Annotated in this window: 14 protein-coding genes, 6 tRNA genes and 2 pseudogenes; 3 read left to right on the forward strand and 19 right to left on the reverse strand. The window is 61.3% G+C overall.

The features are described 5' to 3' along the window. The 9 genes from AACY45_RS21740 to AACY45_RS21780 form a co-directional block, all read right to left on the reverse strand. The coding region (locus AACY45_RS21740) for an ABC transporter permease subunit (protein WP_339547324.1) at nt 1–255 on the reverse strand (255 nt) is incomplete at its 3' end. After that, complete coding sequence (locus tag AACY45_RS21745) at nt 252–980, reverse strand: ABC transporter permease (RefSeq protein WP_339547325.1); 729 nt, start codon at nt 978–980, stop codon at nt 252–254. The genes AACY45_RS21740 and AACY45_RS21745, both read right to left, overlap by 4 nt. Before the next feature lie 55 nt (nt 981–1,035). Then, nucleotides 1,036–1,818 (reverse strand): transporter substrate-binding domain-containing protein, encoded by a 783-nt coding sequence (locus tag AACY45_RS21750; protein WP_339547326.1) that lies wholly within the window; start codon nt 1,816–1,818, stop codon nt 1,036–1,038. A gap of 477 nt (nt 1,819–2,295) precedes the next feature. Next, nucleotides 2,296–2,371: transfer RNA gene (locus tag AACY45_RS21755), tRNA-Gly, on the reverse strand. A gap of 2 nt (nt 2,372–2,373) precedes the next feature. Beyond that, nucleotides 2,374–2,449, reverse strand: a tRNA-Glu gene (locus AACY45_RS21760). Nucleotides 2,450–2,533: 84 nt separating this feature from the next. Continuing rightward, nucleotides 2,534–2,609: transfer RNA gene (locus tag AACY45_RS21765), tRNA-Gly, on the reverse strand. A gap of 3 nt (nt 2,610–2,612) precedes the next feature. Further along, nucleotides 2,613–2,688, reverse strand: a tRNA-Glu gene (locus AACY45_RS21770). Between the two features lie 104 nt (nt 2,689–2,792). Beyond that, nucleotides 2,793–2,868, reverse strand: a tRNA-Gly gene (locus tag AACY45_RS21775). A gap of 2 nt (nt 2,869–2,870) precedes the next feature. Then, nucleotides 2,871–2,946: transfer RNA gene (locus AACY45_RS21780), tRNA-Glu, on the reverse strand. Nucleotides 2,947–3,316: 370 nt separating this feature from the next. Here AACY45_RS21780 and AACY45_RS21785 point away from each other — a divergent pair. Next, nucleotides 3,317–4,075, forward strand: a complete 759-nt coding sequence (locus AACY45_RS21785) for a hypothetical protein (protein WP_339547327.1) — start codon at nt 3,317–3,319, stop codon at nt 4,073–4,075. Nucleotides 4,076–4,130: 55 nt separating this feature from the next. Here AACY45_RS21785 and AACY45_RS29335 read toward each other — a convergent pair whose 3' ends face one another. From AACY45_RS29335 to AACY45_RS21800, 4 genes and pseudogenes are all read right to left on the reverse strand, one after another. Further along, nucleotides 4,131–4,844, reverse strand: coding sequence for a methyl-accepting chemotaxis protein (locus AACY45_RS29335; protein WP_445261207.1), 714 nt, complete (start codon nt 4,842–4,844; stop codon nt 4,131–4,133). Further along, nucleotides 4,830–6,098: pseudogene (locus AACY45_RS29340) on the reverse strand (HAMP domain-containing protein); the annotation flags it as partial. The gene AACY45_RS29335 and the pseudogene AACY45_RS29340, both read right to left, overlap by 15 nt. A 132-nt stretch (nt 6,099–6,230) precedes the next feature. Then, a pseudogene (locus tag AACY45_RS21795) lies at nt 6,231–7,615 on the reverse strand (aminotransferase-like domain-containing protein). Between the two features lie 211 nt (nt 7,616–7,826). Further along, nucleotides 7,827–8,588 (reverse strand): SDR family oxidoreductase, encoded by a 762-nt coding sequence (locus tag AACY45_RS21800; protein WP_339547329.1) that lies wholly within the window; start codon nt 8,586–8,588, stop codon nt 7,827–7,829. A gap of 232 nt (nt 8,589–8,820) precedes the next feature. On the opposite strand from AACY45_RS21800, the gene AACY45_RS21805 reads away from it, so the two are divergent. Beyond that, the gene (locus AACY45_RS21805) at nt 8,821–9,825 is read left to right on the forward strand and encodes an NADP-dependent oxidoreductase (protein ID WP_339547330.1); all 1,005 of its coding nucleotides are present in this window, start codon (nt 8,821–8,823) and stop codon (nt 9,823–9,825) included. 193 nt (nt 9,826–10,018) lie between these two features. Here the strand turns inward: AACY45_RS21805 and pyrF are convergent, their stop codons facing one another. The 6 genes from pyrF to AACY45_RS21835 form a co-directional block, all read right to left on the reverse strand. After that, complete coding sequence (gene pyrF / locus AACY45_RS21810; protein ID WP_339547331.1) at nt 10,019–10,720, reverse strand: orotidine-5'-phosphate decarboxylase; 702 nt, start codon at nt 10,718–10,720, stop codon at nt 10,019–10,021. A 161-nt stretch (nt 10,721–10,881) separates the two neighbouring features. Continuing rightward, nucleotides 10,882–11,934 carry an AI-2E family transporter gene (locus AACY45_RS21815; RefSeq protein WP_339547332.1) on the reverse strand — a complete coding sequence of 351 codons (1,053 nt, stop codon included), beginning with the start codon at nt 11,932–11,934 and terminating at the stop codon, nt 10,882–10,884. Between the two features lie 72 nt (nt 11,935–12,006). Next, nucleotides 12,007–12,813 carry a DUF4892 domain-containing protein gene (locus AACY45_RS21820; RefSeq protein ID WP_339547333.1) on the reverse strand — a complete coding sequence of 269 codons (807 nt, stop codon included), beginning with the start codon at nt 12,811–12,813 and terminating at the stop codon, nt 12,007–12,009. A 23-nt stretch (nt 12,814–12,836) separates the two neighbouring features. Further along, nucleotides 12,837–13,496: a glutathione S-transferase family protein gene (locus AACY45_RS21825; RefSeq protein ID WP_339547334.1), complete on the reverse strand. Its 660-nt coding sequence runs from the start codon at nt 13,494–13,496 to the stop codon at nt 12,837–12,839. A gap of 50 nt (nt 13,497–13,546) precedes the next feature. Next, nucleotides 13,547–14,398 (reverse strand): alpha/beta hydrolase, encoded by an 852-nt coding sequence (locus tag AACY45_RS21830; RefSeq protein ID WP_339547335.1) that lies wholly within the window; start codon nt 14,396–14,398, stop codon nt 13,547–13,549. Then, the gene (locus tag AACY45_RS21835; protein ID WP_339547336.1) at nt 14,395–15,201 is read right to left on the reverse strand and encodes an alpha/beta fold hydrolase; all 807 of its coding nucleotides are present in this window, start codon (nt 15,199–15,201) and stop codon (nt 14,395–14,397) included. The genes AACY45_RS21830 and AACY45_RS21835 overlap by 4 nt, the downstream gene beginning before the upstream one ends. A gap of 193 nt (nt 15,202–15,394) precedes the next feature. On the opposite strand from AACY45_RS21835, the gene AACY45_RS21840 reads away from it, so the two are divergent. Further along, nucleotides 15,395–18,397, forward strand: a complete 3,003-nt coding sequence (locus AACY45_RS21840) for an RHS repeat-associated core domain-containing protein (RefSeq protein WP_339547337.1) — start codon at nt 15,395–15,397, stop codon at nt 18,395–18,397. Nucleotides 18,398–18,399: the final 2 nt, after the last annotated feature.

The raw sequence follows: 18,399 nt of genomic DNA on the forward strand, positions 1-18,399 counted from the left end.
CAGGCTGTAGATCCCGGTGTAGCAGATCAGCAACTGGATATACAGCGGCGTACCGCGGAACAGGTAGGTGTAGAACTGCACCGGCCAGCGGATGTAGAAGCGCGGGGAAACCCGGGCAATCGACAGCGGGATCGACACCAGGAAACCGATGCAGATCGAGGCACTGAGCAGCCACATCGTCATCGCCAGGCCAGTGATGTGGTACCCGTCGCTGTAGAAAAACGGTTTCCAGTACTCCTGCAAGAGCTCAATCATCGTACTGCCTCCCGAGAACCCGCCGCGTAATGCTGCTCAAGCCAGCGCAAGACGACGTTCGACGCGCTGGTGATCAGCAGGTAGATCAGCGCCGCCAACACCAGGAAAAAGAACAACTGATAGGTACTTTTGCCGGCGTCCTGGGCGGCCTTGACCAGGTCGGCCAGGCCGATGATCGACACCAGCGCGGTGGCCTTGAGAATCACCATCCAGTTGTTGCCGATACCCGGCAAGGCGAAACGCATCATCTGCGGGAAGACTACGAAGCGAAAGCGCTGGGCGCGACTCAGGCCGTAGGCGGTGGCCGCCTCCATCTGCCCCCGTGGCACGGCGAGAATCGCGCCACGGAACGTCTCGGTGAAATACGCGCCATAGATAAAGCCCAGGGTGATGACCCCGGCACCGAATGGATTGATCTCGATGTAATCCCACTCCATGGCCACCGTGAAACTGGTCAACCAGGTTTGCAGGCTGTAGAAAATCAACAGCATCAGCACCAGGTCCGGCACCCCACGAATCAAGGTGGTGTAGAGCTGGGCGGGAACTCGCAACAGTTTGAGGCTGGACAGCTTGGCGCTGGCTCCGAGCAGGCCAAGCAGCACACTCAGCAGCAGGGACAAGATCGATAACTTGACGGTCATCCAGGTGCCTTCCAGCAACAGAGGGCCAAAACCCTGCAAGCTGAATGCGGAAAGCCCGAGCGTCTGTAAGAGAGCTTCGAACATAATTCACAGGACCTATAGCGATAAAGAAGCGCCCTCACAAGGAGGGCGCGGGACGTTACTTGCCGCTGTAGAGATTCAGATCACCGAAGTGTTTTTTCTGGATCGCCGCGTAGGTGCCGTCATCGTGCAGCGCCTGGATGCCTTTATTGATCAGGGCCTTGAGTTCGGTGTTGCCCTTGGCGATACCCACCGCGGTCTTGGCCGGCAACAGCGGGCTGTCGAGGGGCGGGCTGACTTCATAGCCGACCCCTTGTGGCGACTTCAAGAAACCCAGTTCGGCTTGCAGCATGTCCTGGATCGACGCATCGAGGCGCCCGGAAATCAGGTCGGCGTAAACCTGGTCCTGGTTGGCGTAGGCCTGGGTTTCCACGCCCGCCTTGTCCAGTACCTGCTTGGCATAGGCTTCCTGGATGGTGCCCTGCTCGTATCCGACTTTTTTGCCCTTGAGCGAAGCCAGGTCGATACCCACCGTGGAACCTTTCTTGTAGACCAGGGCGGTAGGGCCGGAGAACAGCTCACTGGAGAAATCGATGACTTTTTCCCGGGCCGGGGTCACGGTCATCGAGGAAATCACGCCGTCGAACTTGTTGGCCTTGAGGCCGGGAATCGTGCCATCGAAATCACTTTCAACCCACCGGCACTTGACCTTCAGCTCGGCGCAGATCGCGTTGCCCAGATCGATATCGAAACCCACCAGGCTGCCATCGGCGGCCTTGGATTCGAAGGGTGCATAAGAAGGATCGACGCCAAAACGCAGCTCCTTATAGTCCTTGGCCAGGGCAGCACCAGCAGCCAGGCAGAGGGTCAGCGCAGAAAGGGTCAGCAATGTTCTTTTCATTATTATCAATTCCTAAAACCACGACGGGCGCTTGTGACGCATGGGTAGGGTCAGGGGAATGGGTGCAAGGCGCTAAACCTGATCCCGAACCTCAAGCGCTAGCTTCAAAAGCAATCCGGTGCGTCGACCTTCGACCTCACACTTACGCACATAGATTTACTTGTACGTACAAGCATATGCAATCACTCAGCCAACTCCTCCGCTCAAGGCCAAACCGATCCTGGCAAAGGCACAAAAGCCCACAGACACTGGGTTTCGCCGCACAAGAAAAGCGTGTTCAGGATCAGGCCGATCAAGGTTAAGGCTGTTACCCGGGGCGGGTTTTGCCCGATATTGGTGCGTCCGGTAACAATTTGAGAGGTTTACCGGTGAGCGGAAACACTCGGCAGGCAGGAGGGGTTGCTGGCGGAATGGGCGGAAAACAGAAAACGCGCACACACAAAAACGCCGCTCAGTGAGCGGCGTTTTTGATGAATATGGAGCGGGAAACGAGACTCGAACTCGCGACCCCGACCTTGGCAAGGTCGTGCTCTACCAACTGAGCTATTCCCGCAATGGCGTCCCCTAGGGGACTCGAACCCCTGTTACCGCCGTGAAAGGGCGGTGTCCTAGGCCACTAGACGAAGGGGACACAGCAACTACTACCCGCAACACATGGCGTGTGCTGCGGTGACCAACAAAAACGCCACTCACTGAGTGGCGCTCTCGTTAAATTTGGAGCGGGAAACGAGACTCGAACTCGCGACCCCGACCTTGGCAAGGTCGTGCTCTACCAACTGAGCTATTCCCGCAAATGGCGTCCCCTAGGGGACTCGAACCCCTGTTACCGCCGTGAAAGGGCGGTGTCCTAGGCCACTAGACGAAGGGGACACGCTACCCGGAACACATGGTGTGTGTTTCGGTGTCCAGAGCCCCATCCGAAGACTGGGTTCTGGTTTCACTCAGCACCGCCCGAAAGCACTGCTGTTTAAAATTGGAGCGGGAAACGAGACTCGAACTCGCGACCCCGACCTTGGCAAGGTCGTGCTCTACCAACTGAGCTATTCCCGCAATGGCGTCCCCTAGGGGACTCGAACCCCTGTTACCGCCGTGAAAGGGCGGTGTCCTAGGCCACTAGACGAAGGGGACACAGCTACAACTTCACTCCCTACCGCGTTTCGCTGTTCGCTTTACGCTGTAAGTGGCGCGCATTCTATGGATGGATTGATGGGTCGTCAACCCCCCGATATAAATTTATTTAAATCAATGACTTCGCTGTCCTTTGCGGGGCGTTTCGAGGTTTTCGGCCGACCGGTGTTTGGCGCCTATATTCTGGCACTCGCCAAGGCGCTATAGTCCTTGGCACATCGATACTGGCATTGTGCATCCATCGACCACCTGCCTCTATCGACCGCTGCAGGGCCCGTTTCAACTCGTCGCACCGCCCTATCCGCCCCCAGGCTTAGCCACTACACTCGCACGCAAACCCAATAAAGAGGTCTTCACGGTGACACCACTCATGATCACCCTGCTAGTAGTAGTCGGGATCGCACTACTGATCGCCATTGGCTACATGAACAATGTGGTGGAAAACAATAAGCTGCAAAAGGCCCGCACCAAGGTTGAACTCAATGACCGCTTGCGCCGCTGCGGCGAAATCACCGAGACCTTCCCTGGTCAGTTGATGACACCCGCCCTCAAGCTGCTGCTGGCCCGCCTGGAACTCAATGTCTGCCAGCGCATGCTCAACCTGGAGAAATCCAGTACCTCCTTGAAAAGCCGTATCGAAGAGTTGAAGGCCTTGATTGCCCAGGGCGAATCGATTCCGGTGAACAATCCGCCCGCGCCGATCCTGACCGAGGCCAAGGCCAAGGACGTGCGTTTTCTGCTCGAAGCCCTGCATGGCCAGGTGACCCGCGCGGCCCACGACGGTTTCCTGCCCACCAACGAGGCGAAAAGCTGGATTCGGGAAATCCGCCACATCCTGGTGCTGCTGCATATCGAGTTTTTCAGCAACCTGGGCCAGCACGCCTTGCAACAGGAACAGCCTGGCCAGGCGCGCCTGGCATTCGAGCGTGGCGTGCAGTACTTGCGCAAGCAACCTGATCCACAGGCCTACAGCGAACAGCTCAAGTTGCTGGAAAAACTCCTGGCCCGCGCCAACTCCATGGTGCTGACCAACATTGCCCCGGTTGAAGGTGATGTGAACGAGTTGACCGAGGGCCTCAAGGAAGTCGAGGCTGAAGCGGACTGGAAAAAGAAAGTCATCTACGACTGATGCCACCTTCGAGGATCGCGGGGCAACAATGACCTGCGATCCTCCTGCCCCCACCTTACAGCCTGAAATGCCCTACCATCCCCTTCAGTTCCACCCCCAACTGCGCCAGCTCAATGCTCGACGCGGCATTGCCCTGCATGGCCAACGAGGATTGATCGGCACTGGCGCGGATGCTGGTGACGCTGCGATTGATCTCTTCGGCCACCGAACTCTGCTGCTCGGCCGCGGCGGCGATCTGCTGGTTCATCTGTTGAATCAGGGAAACGGCCGCCGCGATACTGCCCAGCGCGCTTTCGGTCTGCAGTGCGTCACTGACCGCCAGCTTGACCAACTCGCCGCTGCCCTGGATCTGTTGCACTGAAGACTGCGCCGCGCAGCGCAGGGAAATCACCAGGCGTTCGATTTCCTCGGTCGATTGCTGGGTGCGCTTGGCCAAGGCGCGAACTTCATCGGCCACCACGGCAAACCCCCTGCCCTGCTCGCCAGCCCGCGCCGCCTCGATGGCCGCGTTAAGTGCCAACAGATTGGTTTGCTCGGCCACACTCTTGATCACACTGAGGACACTGCCAATGTTCTGGATCTCGGCGCTCAAGCTGTCGATGCTGGAACTGGCGGAGGTCGCCGAGTCAGCCAGTTGCCCGATCCGCTGCATGCTCTGACGCACCACCTGCTGACCGGTTTGCACCTTGCCGTCAGCGGTTTGGGCGGCCTGCGCCGCTTCCTCGGCATTGCGTGCCACGTCGTGCACCGTGGCCGTCATCTGGTTCATGGCGGTGGCGACTTGCTCGGTTTCCTCTTTCTGGCTGCTGACCTCAAGGTTGGTCTGCTCGGTCCCTGCCGACAGGGACTGCGCGGAACTGGCCAGTTGCTCGATGCCCGCCTGCAGGCCACTGACGATCCGACTCAATCCCGCCCCCATCTGCTGCATGGCCTGCATCAACTGGCCAATTTCGTCACGCCGGGTCACCGCCACACTGGCACTCAAGTCACCGGCGGCAATTTGCTCGGCCAGCCGGATCACGCTGCGCAGGGGCGCAACGATCAGTCGGGTGATCAGCCAGGCGGCGATCAGCCCGACCACCAAGGCCAAGGCCGACGACACAATGATCAGCAACGAGTTGTGCTGCAACTCTGCCTGCATCGCCTGGTCTTGTGCCGCATAAGCCTGGTCGACCCGCTGCACCACTTCGCCGGCGCGTGCATGCAGCTGTTGATACACCTGTTGTTCGCGAGCCAGGAGCCCGGTGTACTCCGCCAGTTTTTCAGTGAAACTGGCGATGTGCCCGGCCACCTCGCTGAGCACCGTCTGATAACCCCCATCCTTGACCACCCCCATCAGCGCTTGCGCCTGGCTCAACGCCTGGTCAGCCTGCTCGATCCTGCCCTGCTCCCTATCCTGCGCGGCGGCCTTGCGGCTCTGGTCCAGGCGCAACCGCGCCTCGTTCATCGCCTGCAGCATCAGTTTCGATACCTGGCTGACCTGGCTGGCTTGCTCGATAAACTCAGCCCCCTCCTTACCCGCAGACTCCTTGAGCGTGTAGGCACCGTCGTCAGCCAGACCCGCCTGTAGGACATCCAGATTGTTGGCGACGCTTGAGACCGACCAACTGGCCATTTCCAGCGCCAGGTCCTTGGCCGACGTCAGCTCGACAAACTCATCGAAGGCCTTGCGGTACGCGTTCAGGGAATGTTCGACCTCAGTCATCACCGGGGCGTTGACCGCCGACTGTGCCTTGAGCTCGGCGGCCTGGTTGATCAAGGCATCAAGGCCCTGGCGCAAGGCCTCGACGCTTTTGTCATCTGCGTGCAAGGCATACTCCTGCTCCAGCAGACGCACCTTGAGCAGGCCACTGTTGAGCGCCGACATCTGCTTGAGCCCGTCGAAACGCTGGCTGATGCTCTGCAGCGACCAGACCCCGATGGCCGCCACCAGGGCCGTCAACAGCAGCACCAGGATAAAACCCAGTCCCAGTTTTTTCGCCATGCCGAGGTTGGCCAAATATCCTTGCACACCTGAAATCATTGCTCGTCACCCTCTTTCAGTGGCCAATGGCAATGGGGGCCATTTTCTCTTCCTGCAGGGTCGCAACCGGGCCCCCTCAAGCACAAGTCTCTGTTGTGGCAATCATGGCAAAAAGCTATGCATGCGTCGTTTTCAGAACGCTTGAGGTCGATCCACCGATGCGCAGGCCTGAAAGAACGCCAGTGCTTGCGCGTCGCCGGCATAGGCCACATTGATGCGCAACCAATCGCCGACCTCGCCGCTGGGGCTGAATTGGGCACTGCCAGCCAGGGTGATACCGTGCCGCTGCGCAAGGGCGCGTACTCGTTTCGGCGGACAAGCCCTGGGCCTGGCCCAGATATACAGGCCTCCCGTGGGTCTACCGAAGACCTCCCAATCGCCATCCTCCAACACCTGCAATGCCGCCGCCATCTCGCGCTTCAACCGCAGCCGCTGGCGTTGCACCAGCTTGCGATAGGCACCGTTGGCCAACAGGGTATTGAGCACCGCCTCACTGAAACAGGACGTCCCCAGGCTGGTGATCTGCTTGACCTGCGCCAGGCGTTCGACCAATACCTGATTGGCCACGATATAGCCGACGCGCAACGAGCTGCTGAGGGTCTTGGAAAAACTGCCGACGTAGATCACACAGCCAGTGCCGCCAGACGGGTCGCGCTGCGCCCCTGAAAGTCGCCGTAGGCATCGTCCTCGACAATACTCACCCCATGGTGCTCGGCCAGCTCCAGCAGCCGTTGCGCCACGGCCGGGGCCAGGCAACTGCCGGTAGGGTTGTGGAACAGACTGTTGATGAACAGAACGCGGGGCTGATGGTTACTCAAGAGCGACTCAAGTACCTGGATGTCCAGACCACGCGGGGTCCGCGGCACCTCGAGCATTCGCACGCCCCACAACTGCAGTTGCTCGAACAGGTTGGTATGCCCGGGCGTCTCCACCACGACACAGTCACCGGGCTTGAGCAGCGTGCGAATGATCAGGTCCAGCCCGTGCGTCGCGCCGGTGGTGGTGAGCACCTGGGATTGCTCGGCGACGATCGCAATCTGCTTCAAGTGCTTGAGAATCTGCAAGCGCAAGGCCGGCAAGCCATACACCGAGCTGTAGCTGAACAGGCCTTGCATGTCAGTGCGTGACACCTGGCGAATGGCGTACCCGAGGTCATCGCTTTCGCGCCAGCTTTGCGGCATGCCTGCACACCCCAGTGGCAAGCGGCCCAGCGGGCTGGCATCCGACTCGTCACGACCGGCCCCACCCGCGAGCGTTTCGTCAGGGCTTCGAGGGGGCGCAGGGGCAAGAACGAAGTAACTTGACCCGTGTCGCGACGCAAGTACGCCCTGTGCCACCATGCGCTCATAGGCTTCGATGACGCACGATTGGCTGAGCAGGTTGTCTCGGGCCAGTTGCCGAATAGAGGGTAACCGCGTTCCAGGCTCGATGGCGCCCTGGCGAATTCTGCCAGCCAGCGCATCGACGATCTGCTGCACGACGGGGACCAGCGCCTGACGATCGATTCTCAATTCCATGAGAGATCAGCTCCGACTGTTTTAGATTATTTCCTGAAGCAGTTAAGCACAGGCTGACGATCCGATCAGTGCGCCCCCCGGGTAAAACCCCCTGGCGCTAACCCTTTGAAACACATTCCCCGAAGACACAAAAAAGCCCACATGACTGCGGGCTTGGTCTTACTTGAACTCCAGCGGTTGCACTGACAAAAACTCGGTTTTCCTCAGTCCATTAAAAAGCCGTCACCCCACCGTCCACCGCCAACGAATGGCCAGTGGTAAACGCCGCACCATCACTGCACAGGTACAGCACCGCGCTGGCAATTTCATCCACCTTGCCAATACGACCCACTGGGTGCATGGCTGCGGCGAAGTCGGCCTTTTTGGGATCGGCTTCATGGGCTCGCCGGAACATGTCGGTATCAATGACCGCAGGACACACCGCGTTGACCCGGATCTTTTTCTTCGCATACTCGATGGCGGCTGATTTGGTCAGGCCGATCACCGCGTGCTTGGACGCAGCGTAGATACTCATCTTCGGTGCAGCACCCAGACCGGCGACCGAGGCGGTGTTGACGATGGCGCCGCCACCCTGGGCCAGCATCAGCGGCAGTTGATGCTTCATGCACAGCCAGACACCTTTGACATTGACCCCCATGATCGCGTCGAACTCATCGAGCGTACCCTCGGCGAGCTTGCCCTTCTCGATCTCGATCCCGGCGTTGTTGAAGGCGTAATCGATACGACCATAGGTACTCACGGCGTGTGCCATCAGGTTTTGTACATCGCTTTCCTGAGTTACGTTGCAACGCACAAACACCGCGTCGCCACCAGCCCCGCGGATCAGTTCTACCGTGCCCTCCCCCCCTGCCACATCGAGGTCCGCCACCACCACTTGCAAGCCTTCGGCGGCAAATGCCTGGGCGGTCGCACGACCGATACCGGCGGCCCCACCGGTCACCAACGCTACCCGGCCAGAAAACGTCATGCTCATTGCTGTGTCCTCGAATGATGGGAGTGATCGCGTTTTCCCAGTCTAGCCACCCGCCCCTGTCACACGTCAGCACTATCAGAAGGCCAGTTGATCGCTCATGAGTGGCAGTGATGAATAGGCCCAACCCACTATCACCGCATTGGATCGGGCTCTATTCGCTGGATCAGCAAACCTTGCGACATCGACCATGAGGGTCTATCAATCAGACTTCCTTCACCCTTGAGTACCCGCCATGACTGCCCAGACCAATCGTCAATTCCTGCTCGCCAAACGCCCGGTGGGGGCGGCGAACCGCGAGACCTTTACCTATCAGCAAGTACCGGTCGGCGAGCCGGCGGCGGGCCAGATCCTGGTCAAGAACGAGTACCTGTCGCTGGACCCGGCCATGCGTGGCTGGATGAACGAAGGCAAGTCCTACATCGCGCCGGTGGGCATTGGCGAAGTCATGCGTGCCCTGGGCGTGGGCCAGGTCATCGCCTCCAACAACCCGGGGTTTGCCGTGGGTGATTACGTCAACGGGGCACTGGGGGTGCAGGATTACTTCCTCGGTGAGCCGCGCGGTTTCTACAAGGTCGATCCGAAACTGGCGCCACTGCCACGCTACCTGTCGGCGCTGGGCATGACCGGCATGACCGCTTACTTCGCGCTGCTCGACGTGGGCGCCCCCAAAGCCGGTGACACCGTGGTGCTGTCTGGCGCCGCCGGGGCGGTCGGCAGCATCGCCGGGCAGATTGCCAAGCTCAAAGGCTGCCGTGTGGTGGGCATTGCCGGCGGTGCCGACAAGTGCCGGTTCCTGATCGACGAACTGGGTTTCGACGGCGCCATCGACTACAAGAGTGAGGACGTGGTGACCGGTCTCAAGCGCGAATGCCCGAAAGGCGTGGACGTGTACTTCGACAACGTCGGCGGCGATATCCTCGACGCCGTGCTCAGCCGCCTGAACCTCAAGGCCCGCGTGGTGATTTGTGGCGCCATCAGCCAGTACAACAACAAGGAAGCGGTCAAGGGGCCGGCCAACTACCTGTCGCTGCTGGTCAACCGGGCACGCATGGAAGGCTTTGTGGTGATGGATTACGCCGCACAGTTCGCGGCCGCCGGGCAGGAAATGGCCGGCTGGATGGCCAAGGGGCAACTCAAGAGCAAGGAAGATATCGTTGACGGACTGGAAACGTTCCCGGAAACCCTGATGAAATTGTTCAGCGGCGAAAACTTCGGGAAGCTGGTGTTGAAGGTTTAATCCAGGTCAGCGTTGCTGGCTTGTCACGCCTTTGCCGGCAAGCCAGTGCCTACAGAAGCCACCACCCAACAGGCCGAGCGTTAGCTCGCCTGCAAACCGGAGGGTGATGCCCCCGGTTTGCCGAAAGTGCCTCGCCGTAAAAGCGAACCCTAAGTAGCCGTTACCGCAGCCACGGATATGCTCACCTAAGCACCTACAGCGCCAACTCAGCCACAACCGCCGCCAACGCCTTGGCCGGATCAGTTGCCTGGCTGATCGGACGGCCAATCACCAGGTAGTCGGAGCCCGCATCCAGAGCCTGGCGCGGAGTGAGGATCCGGCGCTGATCGTCCTGGGCACTGCCCGTCGGACGAATCCCCGGGGTCACCAATTGCAGCGACGGATGCGCCGCCTTCAGTGCCTGGGCTTCCAGCGCCGAGCAGACCAGCCCATCCATCCCGGCTTTTTCTGCCAGTGCCGCCAGGCGCAGGACCTGCTCTTGCGGTTCGATGTCCAGGCCGATCCCGGCCAGGTCCTCACGCTCCATGCTGGTCAGCACCGTCACGCCGATCAACAGCGGCTTGGGACCGCTACGCTGATCGAGCACTTCGCGGCAGGCCGCCATCATGCGCAAGCCACCGGAGCAGTGCACGTTGACCATCCACACGCCCATTTCCGCAGCCGCCTTGACGGCCATCGCCGTGGTGTTGGGAATGTCGTGGAACTTGAGGTCGAGAAATACTTCAAAACCCTTGTCGCGCAGGGTCCCGACGATGTCCGCAGCACAACTGGTGAACAGCTCTTTACCGACCTTGACCCGACACAGCTTGGGGTCCAACTGGTCAGCCAGCTTCAGTGCGGCGTCACGGGTAGGGAAATCCAGGGCGACGATGATAGGAGTCTGGCAGGCGGACATGAGTGGGCTCTCAGGCAAGTCGAAATCGGCGCGCATTGTAGCGGAACGCGAGCCCGTCCGGGACCCGATGATCGGTAAATCATCATCAAGGGTGCCAATGGCTGAAAAAAAGCCTCGATGAGCTGACGCGCTCGCTACTACCCGCGTCAGCCCCGCGCTCTTCAGCGTTTGTCTTCAACCCGTACCTGGCTGTTGCTCCAGTCGATCAGCAGACTATAGGCCACCGCCAACAAGGTCGGGCCGATGAACAGGCCGATGAAGCCGAAGGCAATCAAGCCGCCAAAGACCCCGAGCAAGACGATCACCAGCGGCAGGTTACCGCCCCGGCTGATCAGGTAGGGTTTGAGCACGTTGTCGACACCGCTGATGATGAACATCCCCCAGACACCAAGGAACACCGCAAACCCGTAGTCGCCCTTCCACACCAGCCAGGCCGTGGCCGGAATCCACACCAGCGGTGGGCCCATGGGGATCAGGCTGAGCAGGAAGGTGACGATGCCCAGCACCAGCGCCCCCGGCACACCGGCGATCAGGAAGCCGATCAGGGCCAGTACCGCCTGGGCCGCCGCCGTGCCGATGACCCCGTTGACCACCCGCTGCACGGTGCCAGCCACCAGTTCGATGTAGTAACCGGCCCGCTCGCCGATCAGACGCTCCAGCAGACGGTGGACAAAGCCCGCCAGCCGCGGACCATCGCGGTAGAAAAAGAACACGAAGACGATGCTCAGTGTCAGCTCCAGGATACCGCCACCGATCTGCGCACTGCGCGCCAGCAACCAGTTGCCGACCTGCCCCAGGTAGGGTTTGACCGTCACCATCAGTGCCGCGCCCTGTTGGTCGATACTGTTCCAGATGCCCAGCAGCCGCCCCCCGACCAGGGGAATGGCACCCAGCCAGACGGGCGCCTCGGGCAGGCCATCGACCTGGACATCCTTGATGAAGACCGTGGCATCGCGTACATGGTCCGCCAGGTTGAACCCCAGCCACACCAGTGGCGCCGCCACCAGCACCATCCAGCCCAGGGTCAGCACGGCCGCGGCCAGGGATTCGCGACCATTGAGCCAACGGGTCAGCAGGCGCATCAACGGCCAACTGGCGAACGCCAGCACCGCCCCCCAGAACAGCGCCGACCAGAACGGCGCCATCACCCAGAAGCTGGCACCGAACAACACCAGGAGCAGGATCTGCACCAACAGGCGATCATTATTGAGCATGAAAAATCTCGAACAGGGTTAATCAACAAAAGCGCAAGCGAACGGCCCAAGGCACGTTCGCTTGCACAGAGCTTAACGCAAGAGTTCGAAATGCAAGCCAGGGTCTTTCACTTCACCCAGGTCCAAACGTGCACTGCGCACGCCCTGGGCCACCAGTGCCTGACGCCAGGCCTCGGCCTGGGCCCCGGAAACACTGACCCGCAACGTGGTGTCGAGGTTCAGGCCGCGCGACAGCAGCGTCACCCATGGAGCCTGGGGCTCCCCGGTCAGGCGTGGCAGGTCCAGGGTGCCGGTGTCCTTGAGTTGCCGTAGCAAAGTCGCAGAGGTCGGCAACAGCTCGCCCAACGGGGCACCGGCATCGAACTGCTCGACATGCAGGTATGCTCGGCGATTGCCGCGGGTGATGCTGTACAGCGCCACCAGCGAGTTGTCCTGGGGGGCCGCCAGGCGCAGCAGCAGGTAGGCCTGGCCATTGTCGGCACCATAGAGCTTGGCGTTGCCGAAGACTTCGTTGGCCCACAAGCTGCTTTCGCCGCAGTCCCGAGCCTGGCACCAGAACAACAGCTCGGCGCCCTGCTTCTGCAAGGCTTCGCGGGCTGCCGTGAAGGCGGCGGTGGCGGAATGTTCCGGCGGCAACTCATAGGTCACCGAGGTCATCTGCCCCCGCGCAGTGACTTGCCCGTCAAACCGCAACTGGCCGCTGATCTTGCGGATTGAACCCATTGGGTAAATCCGCTCCAGCTCGGCGGGCGGACGATAATCGGCGATTTGCGCATCGGCCATGCGTGGCACCAGCGGCAGGTCCTGGCTACCCGGCACATCGGCAGCCGACGCCAACGAACTGCAACAGGCAAGTACGAACAAACTGATAAAACGCATGCGCTTCAACCTTGAAGAGACTCTCATCGGATCAACATGGCCTGGGCGCCCTGGATGACACTGGCGTCGTCGATGCGTTGTGGCACCAACAACCCGCGCTGCACGGCCGGGCGCTCGGCCATTGCCGCCATCCAGCGCTGCAAGCTCGGCAAGCCATCAACCGAAACCCCGGACCACTCATGGCCACGCACCCACGGATAGGTCGCAATGTCGGCAATGCTGTAGGTGTCGGCGAGGTATTCGACGGTTTGCAGACGGCTGTCGAGCACCTCGTACAGGCGGCGGGTTTCGTGCTGGTAACGGTCGATGGCGCCCTGCAGTTTTTCCGGGAAATACCGGAAAAACACGTTCGCCTGGCCCTGCATGGGGCCGATGCCGCCCATCTGGAACATCAACCACTGGATGACCCGCGAACGCCCTTGGGGGTCCGTGGGCAGCAGTTGCCCGCTCAATTCAGCGAGGTAGAGCAGGATCGCGCCGGATTCGAACACGGCGAAGTCGCCGTTGGCGCGGTCGACAATTGCCGGAATCCGGCCATTGGGATTGATCTTGAGAAACGCAGGTGCCTTTTGTTCCTTCTTGTCGAAACTCAAGGCATGCACCGTGTAGGGCATGCCGAGTTCTTCGAGCACGATAGAGACCTTGTGGCCATTTGGGGTCGCAGCGGTATAGAGATCTATCATGGTTGTCTCCCATTTCAACCCGCCCAGCCTCGACAGTTGCCCGCTGCAAGTCAAGGAATGGCGAAAAAGCGATTGAAACAGTCTGCAACAAGGGTTGCACCCTCTTCGTCGTTCAGGTGCAAGTGATGCCCGCCCGGTAACTGTTCGTGGCTGAAGGGTAGACGCTCCAGCAACTCCGGATGTTTGCCGAGCATGCCGTCGGCCGCGACCACCAGGTGTGCCGGGCAACCGACACGCCGGGTAAAGGATAGCGCCTGTTCACTGGACAGACGCAGGGGCGAAGGCAGTGTCAGGCGGCTGTCGGTGCGCCAGGTGTAGCCGCCCGGTACCGGCATCAACCCGCGCTCGGCCAGTAATTCTGCCGCTTCACGACTGACCGCCACCAGGCCTTTCATCCTCACTTGCACGGCCTGGTCAATGCTGCTGTAGACCGGTTTGCGCTTGCCTTGCAGGTCCAGTTGCGCCTGCAACGCCATGCCCATGCGCTCGGCCGCGTTGTCATGCTCAGCGGTGGGCGCAATCACCCCGTCGATCAACGCCAGGTGCGTGACGCGCTCGGGCATGGCGCCCGCCAGCACCACCGAGACAATCGCCCCCATGGAATGGCCAAGCAGGGCAAAGCGTTGCCAGCCCATCTGCTCGGCGACGTGCAGCACGTCGTGGGCGTAGTCCCACAGGGCGTAACCGGCCCCCAGGGGGCGGTGCCCGGAATGACCATGCCCGGCCATGTCCAGCGCCAACACGCGCAAGCCCTTGAGCCGGGGCGCCAGCCGGGCAAAGCTGTTGGCGTTGTCGAGCCAGCCATGCAGGGCGATCACTGGCAGGCCGTCTTCAGGCCCGAACAGGTGGGCTGCCAGCTCGATGTGCGGCAGATTCAGGCGCACTTCGGTGACGCTGCTCACGCGCACTCCCGGTCGCTGCGACCGGCCCAGCGCTGGAACAACTCCTTGAGCAGTGCGGCGGTGTCCTGGGGGCGTTCGAGGGGAAACATGTGACCGCCTGGCACGGTCAGGGACTCGCCTTGCGGCATACGGGCCACTGCACTGGCGTGATGACGCATGACCACCCGGCTCTGCCGGCCACGCACCACCGCCAGCGGCACCTGCAACTGCCGCGTGCGACCCGGGCTGGTGTGCGGCACCCCACGGTAGATACTGATCTCGGTGGCCGGGTCAAAACGCAAGCGCAAGCGATCGCCGACCTTGTGCAACCCATGTTGCAGGTAGGCGTCGAAACATTCCGGGTCGAAACCGCGAAACAGACTCTTGCCAGCGAAATAACGCCGGGCCGCCTCGAGGTCGGCAAATTCTTCGCGACGCCCCAGGGTGCGACCGGCGGGGGTCAGGCGGTCGATAAAGCCAAAACGCTTGGCCGCGCGGATGACCCATTGATCGGTACGGGTCAGCACGGGCGAATCAAGCATCACCACCCCGCGATACAACTGCGGGCAACGCAGCGCCGCGTGCAGGTGCAGGACGCCGCCAAAGGAATGCCCCACCCCCCACACCGGGGCCGGTTGCTGCTCCAGGTGGTGGATCAACTCGTCCACCAGGTTGAACCAGTTGTCGTCCGCCGGAAACCGTGGGTCATGGGCGTGCTGCTGCAGATGCGCGACCTGGTACTCCGGCGCCAGCGCGGCAAACAACTTGCCGTAGGTGCCTGAAGGAAAGCCATTGGCATGGGCGAAAAAAATCTGCTGCGGCATAACGACATGTCCATAAACAAAATCAGGGGTTGATTGTCCGCAAGACCCAGCCCCAGGGCAATGACCGTAACTGCCAGGAATGATGACAGTCAGGCCAAGCTAATGGGTCGACCTGTTAGATCTGACAGTTGACAGCCACCTCGAGTAGGCCGACAAAGAGTCACTCCTCAGTCATTGTTGATCCGGACAGCACATGACGCATACCCACACGCCGGTCATTGTCGTCATCGACCCACGCACACGCCCGGTGCGGGCGGTCAGCTACCATCGCCGCGCCGCACACGACCCGGCGCAGGCCTGCATTAGCCAACAGACCCATGATGCCGCCGGACGCGCCGTTCTGAGCCGCGATCCACGCCTGTTCCTCCTGCACCAGGCCGGTCAGGCGACCGCCAGTCAACAGAACGTATACAGCATGTCGGGCACCGTGCTGTTGTCCGTCAACAACGATGCCGGCTGGCGCCTGGGGTTAATCGCCGCGCACGGGCCAGGCGTAGAGGGCTGGGATCAGAAACTCAGCCACAGCCGTATCGAGTATGACCCGCAGTGCCGCCCCGTCAGCACCTTCGAACATGAAATCGGCGAACCTGCGACTTGCACCAGTCGCCTGGCCTACGCTGACGGCCATGCCGATGCGGACCACAATCGACGCGGCCAACTGGTGCGCCACGATGATACGGCGGGCACCCTGCACGTTACCGAGTTCGGCCTCAACGGCGCGCCATTGCACCACAGCCGTACATTCCTCGCCGATCCCCTATGGCCAGTGAATTGGCCGCTGGACCCTGCGCAACGAGAGGTTTTTCTAGAGCCTGAGCCCGCCGTCACCCAGTTCCTGTACAACGCCGTGGGCGAGCCCGTGCACCAGACGGATGCCCTGGGTAACCGACAGCGTTTCATCCACACCCGCGCCGGCCAATTAAAAGAAGTTCGCCTGAAGCTCCGCGGCGCAAATGAAGCGCCGCTGGTCAGTGCTATCCACTACAACGCCGCGGGCCAGATCGAGCACCAACGCGCGCAAAACGGGGTTATCTCCTGCGCAACCTATGGCACTGAAGATGGCCGACTGGAACACTTGAAGGCGTACGTCCCTGGCCAGCCCGCGCTGCAAGACCTGAGCTATCAATACGATGCGACAGGCAATATCCTCTGCATCAGCGACGCCTCCCAAGCCCAGCACTTTCAACGCAATCAGCGCATCGAAGCGTGCACGCGCTACCGCTACGACAGCCTCTATCGCCTGATAGAGTCCTGCGGCCGGCAACTACACAACGCGCCAGGGGGCCCGCAACTACCGCCGTTTCAATGCGCGCCGGACCCCGGGCAAATGGAAAACTACTGCCAAACCTTCACCTACGATGTCGCTGGTAACCTGCTGGTTCTGCAACACCAGGCGGGCAGCGCCAGTCGCACCGAACGCACCGCCGTCGCCCGCCTGAGTAATCGCAGCCTCCCGGCCAAGGCCACAGGCCAGTTACCCGATGAGCAGGAAATTGCCGCCGGCTACGACCTGAACGGCAACCGCACCCGCCTTCAGCCTGGGCAAGGCCTGTCATGGGACCGGCGCAACCAACTGAGCCAGGTTGATCAAGTGGTACGTGAGGACGCACCGAACGATGGCGAGACGTATCAGTACGCCAACGACGGTCAGCGCCTGCGAAAGATCCGCCGGAGTGCCACGGCAAGAGGCTCCAACACTCACGAAACCCGCTATCTACCGGGTATTGAAACCCGCACATCGGCCAACGAAACCTTGCACGTCATCACGGTCGAGGCCGGGCGCGGCACGGTGCAGGTGCTGCATTGGGCAAAAGGCAAACCACCCAGTATCACCCAGGACCAACAGCGTTATAGCTTCACCGACCACCTGAACTCCAGCCTCATCGAACTGGACAGCGCTGCGCAAGTGATCAGCCGCGAGAGTTACTACCCCTACGGCGGTACCTGCTGGTGGGCCGGACGGAACCAGATCGAAGCGAGCTACAAGACCACTCGTTACTCAGGCAAGGAGCGTGACGCCACCGGGATGTATTACTACGGTCATCGCTACTACCTGCCCTGGGCCCAACGCTGGTTGAATGCCGACCCGGCGGGTACCGCCGATGGCTTGAACCTGTATGCGATGGTGCATGGCAACCCGGTGGGGCATGTGGACATCAATGGTTTGGCCACCACCCGCTGGCAAACAGCAGCGGCGGCTGGGGCCACGTTCCTGCGCGATGCGTGGAGCGCAGGCCTGGGTGGGCTGGTTCGTTATGGAGCAAGCATAGCGGTCAGAACGTTGGCGACAACGCCCGGCGATGATCCAGAGACTCCCACCGTCAATGCCACCGCCAACCTGGTGGTAACCGGTGTGGGGATGGTGGCGGGTGCGGCGGCCTGGGGTTCGATGGGGGCCGGGGCTGGCGCCAATGTCGCCGCACGCTACTCCAACAACCCAGCAGTGATCCGCAGCGCAGCCGCTCTTGGGAGTGGCGCTGGCATGGTGGCCGGGGCGGCCCCCGCCCTGATCGCCTATCTGCTGGCACCCAATGAACTGAATACGGTTGCCATCAGTATCCTGACGGCACCTCTGGGCGGCGGCGCCCGAGAGATCAACCAGCGCGCGCTCGCCAATCTGGGCCCAAGAATCGACTTGCCACCGTCGGGCCGCGCCATCCTCGCCAGGACCACGGCCTACACCGCGTTACTGGCCGTTAACGGAGCGGCCAGCGCTGCGATTGCGCCACTTGCCGGGATCGCAGCGGATGCCCTGACCGAAGGCGCGGACGGCGCCTCCATCACCGTCATCAACTCACTGTTTGGTGGGACTCACCACCCCGGGACAAACTCACTCTCCGGAGCCAAGGCGTCGGAAATAGCGTACGGCACCTTGACTCGTGCAGCCGGGTCCACAGTCACCGCAGGGCTAGGGATGCCGACCACCGCCATCGAACCTCCCGTCGCTGCAAGCATCCTGGCGAGCATAGCAGCGGCCCCCACCGAATACCGGACGTACCTGGGCAGGCACGTGCTACAAGGCGCCAGTACGCTGTTCAACCATGAACAACTCGACTTCAAGCCGGACGCCTACACGCCCGGCATGAACCTGTCACCTCAAGCGGGTTACCATCCAGAGATGCCTGCACGCGGGAACATTGAGTTGCAGGCAATGACCCGCGATGGGTCGTTCCGCCACCGACGTGCAAGTGTCTAGAC

The organism is Pseudomonas sp. RA_35y_Pfl2_P32, assembly GCF_963970735.1.
In the GTDB taxonomy this organism is placed as follows: domain Bacteria; phylum Pseudomonadota; class Gammaproteobacteria; order Pseudomonadales; family Pseudomonadaceae; genus Aquipseudomonas.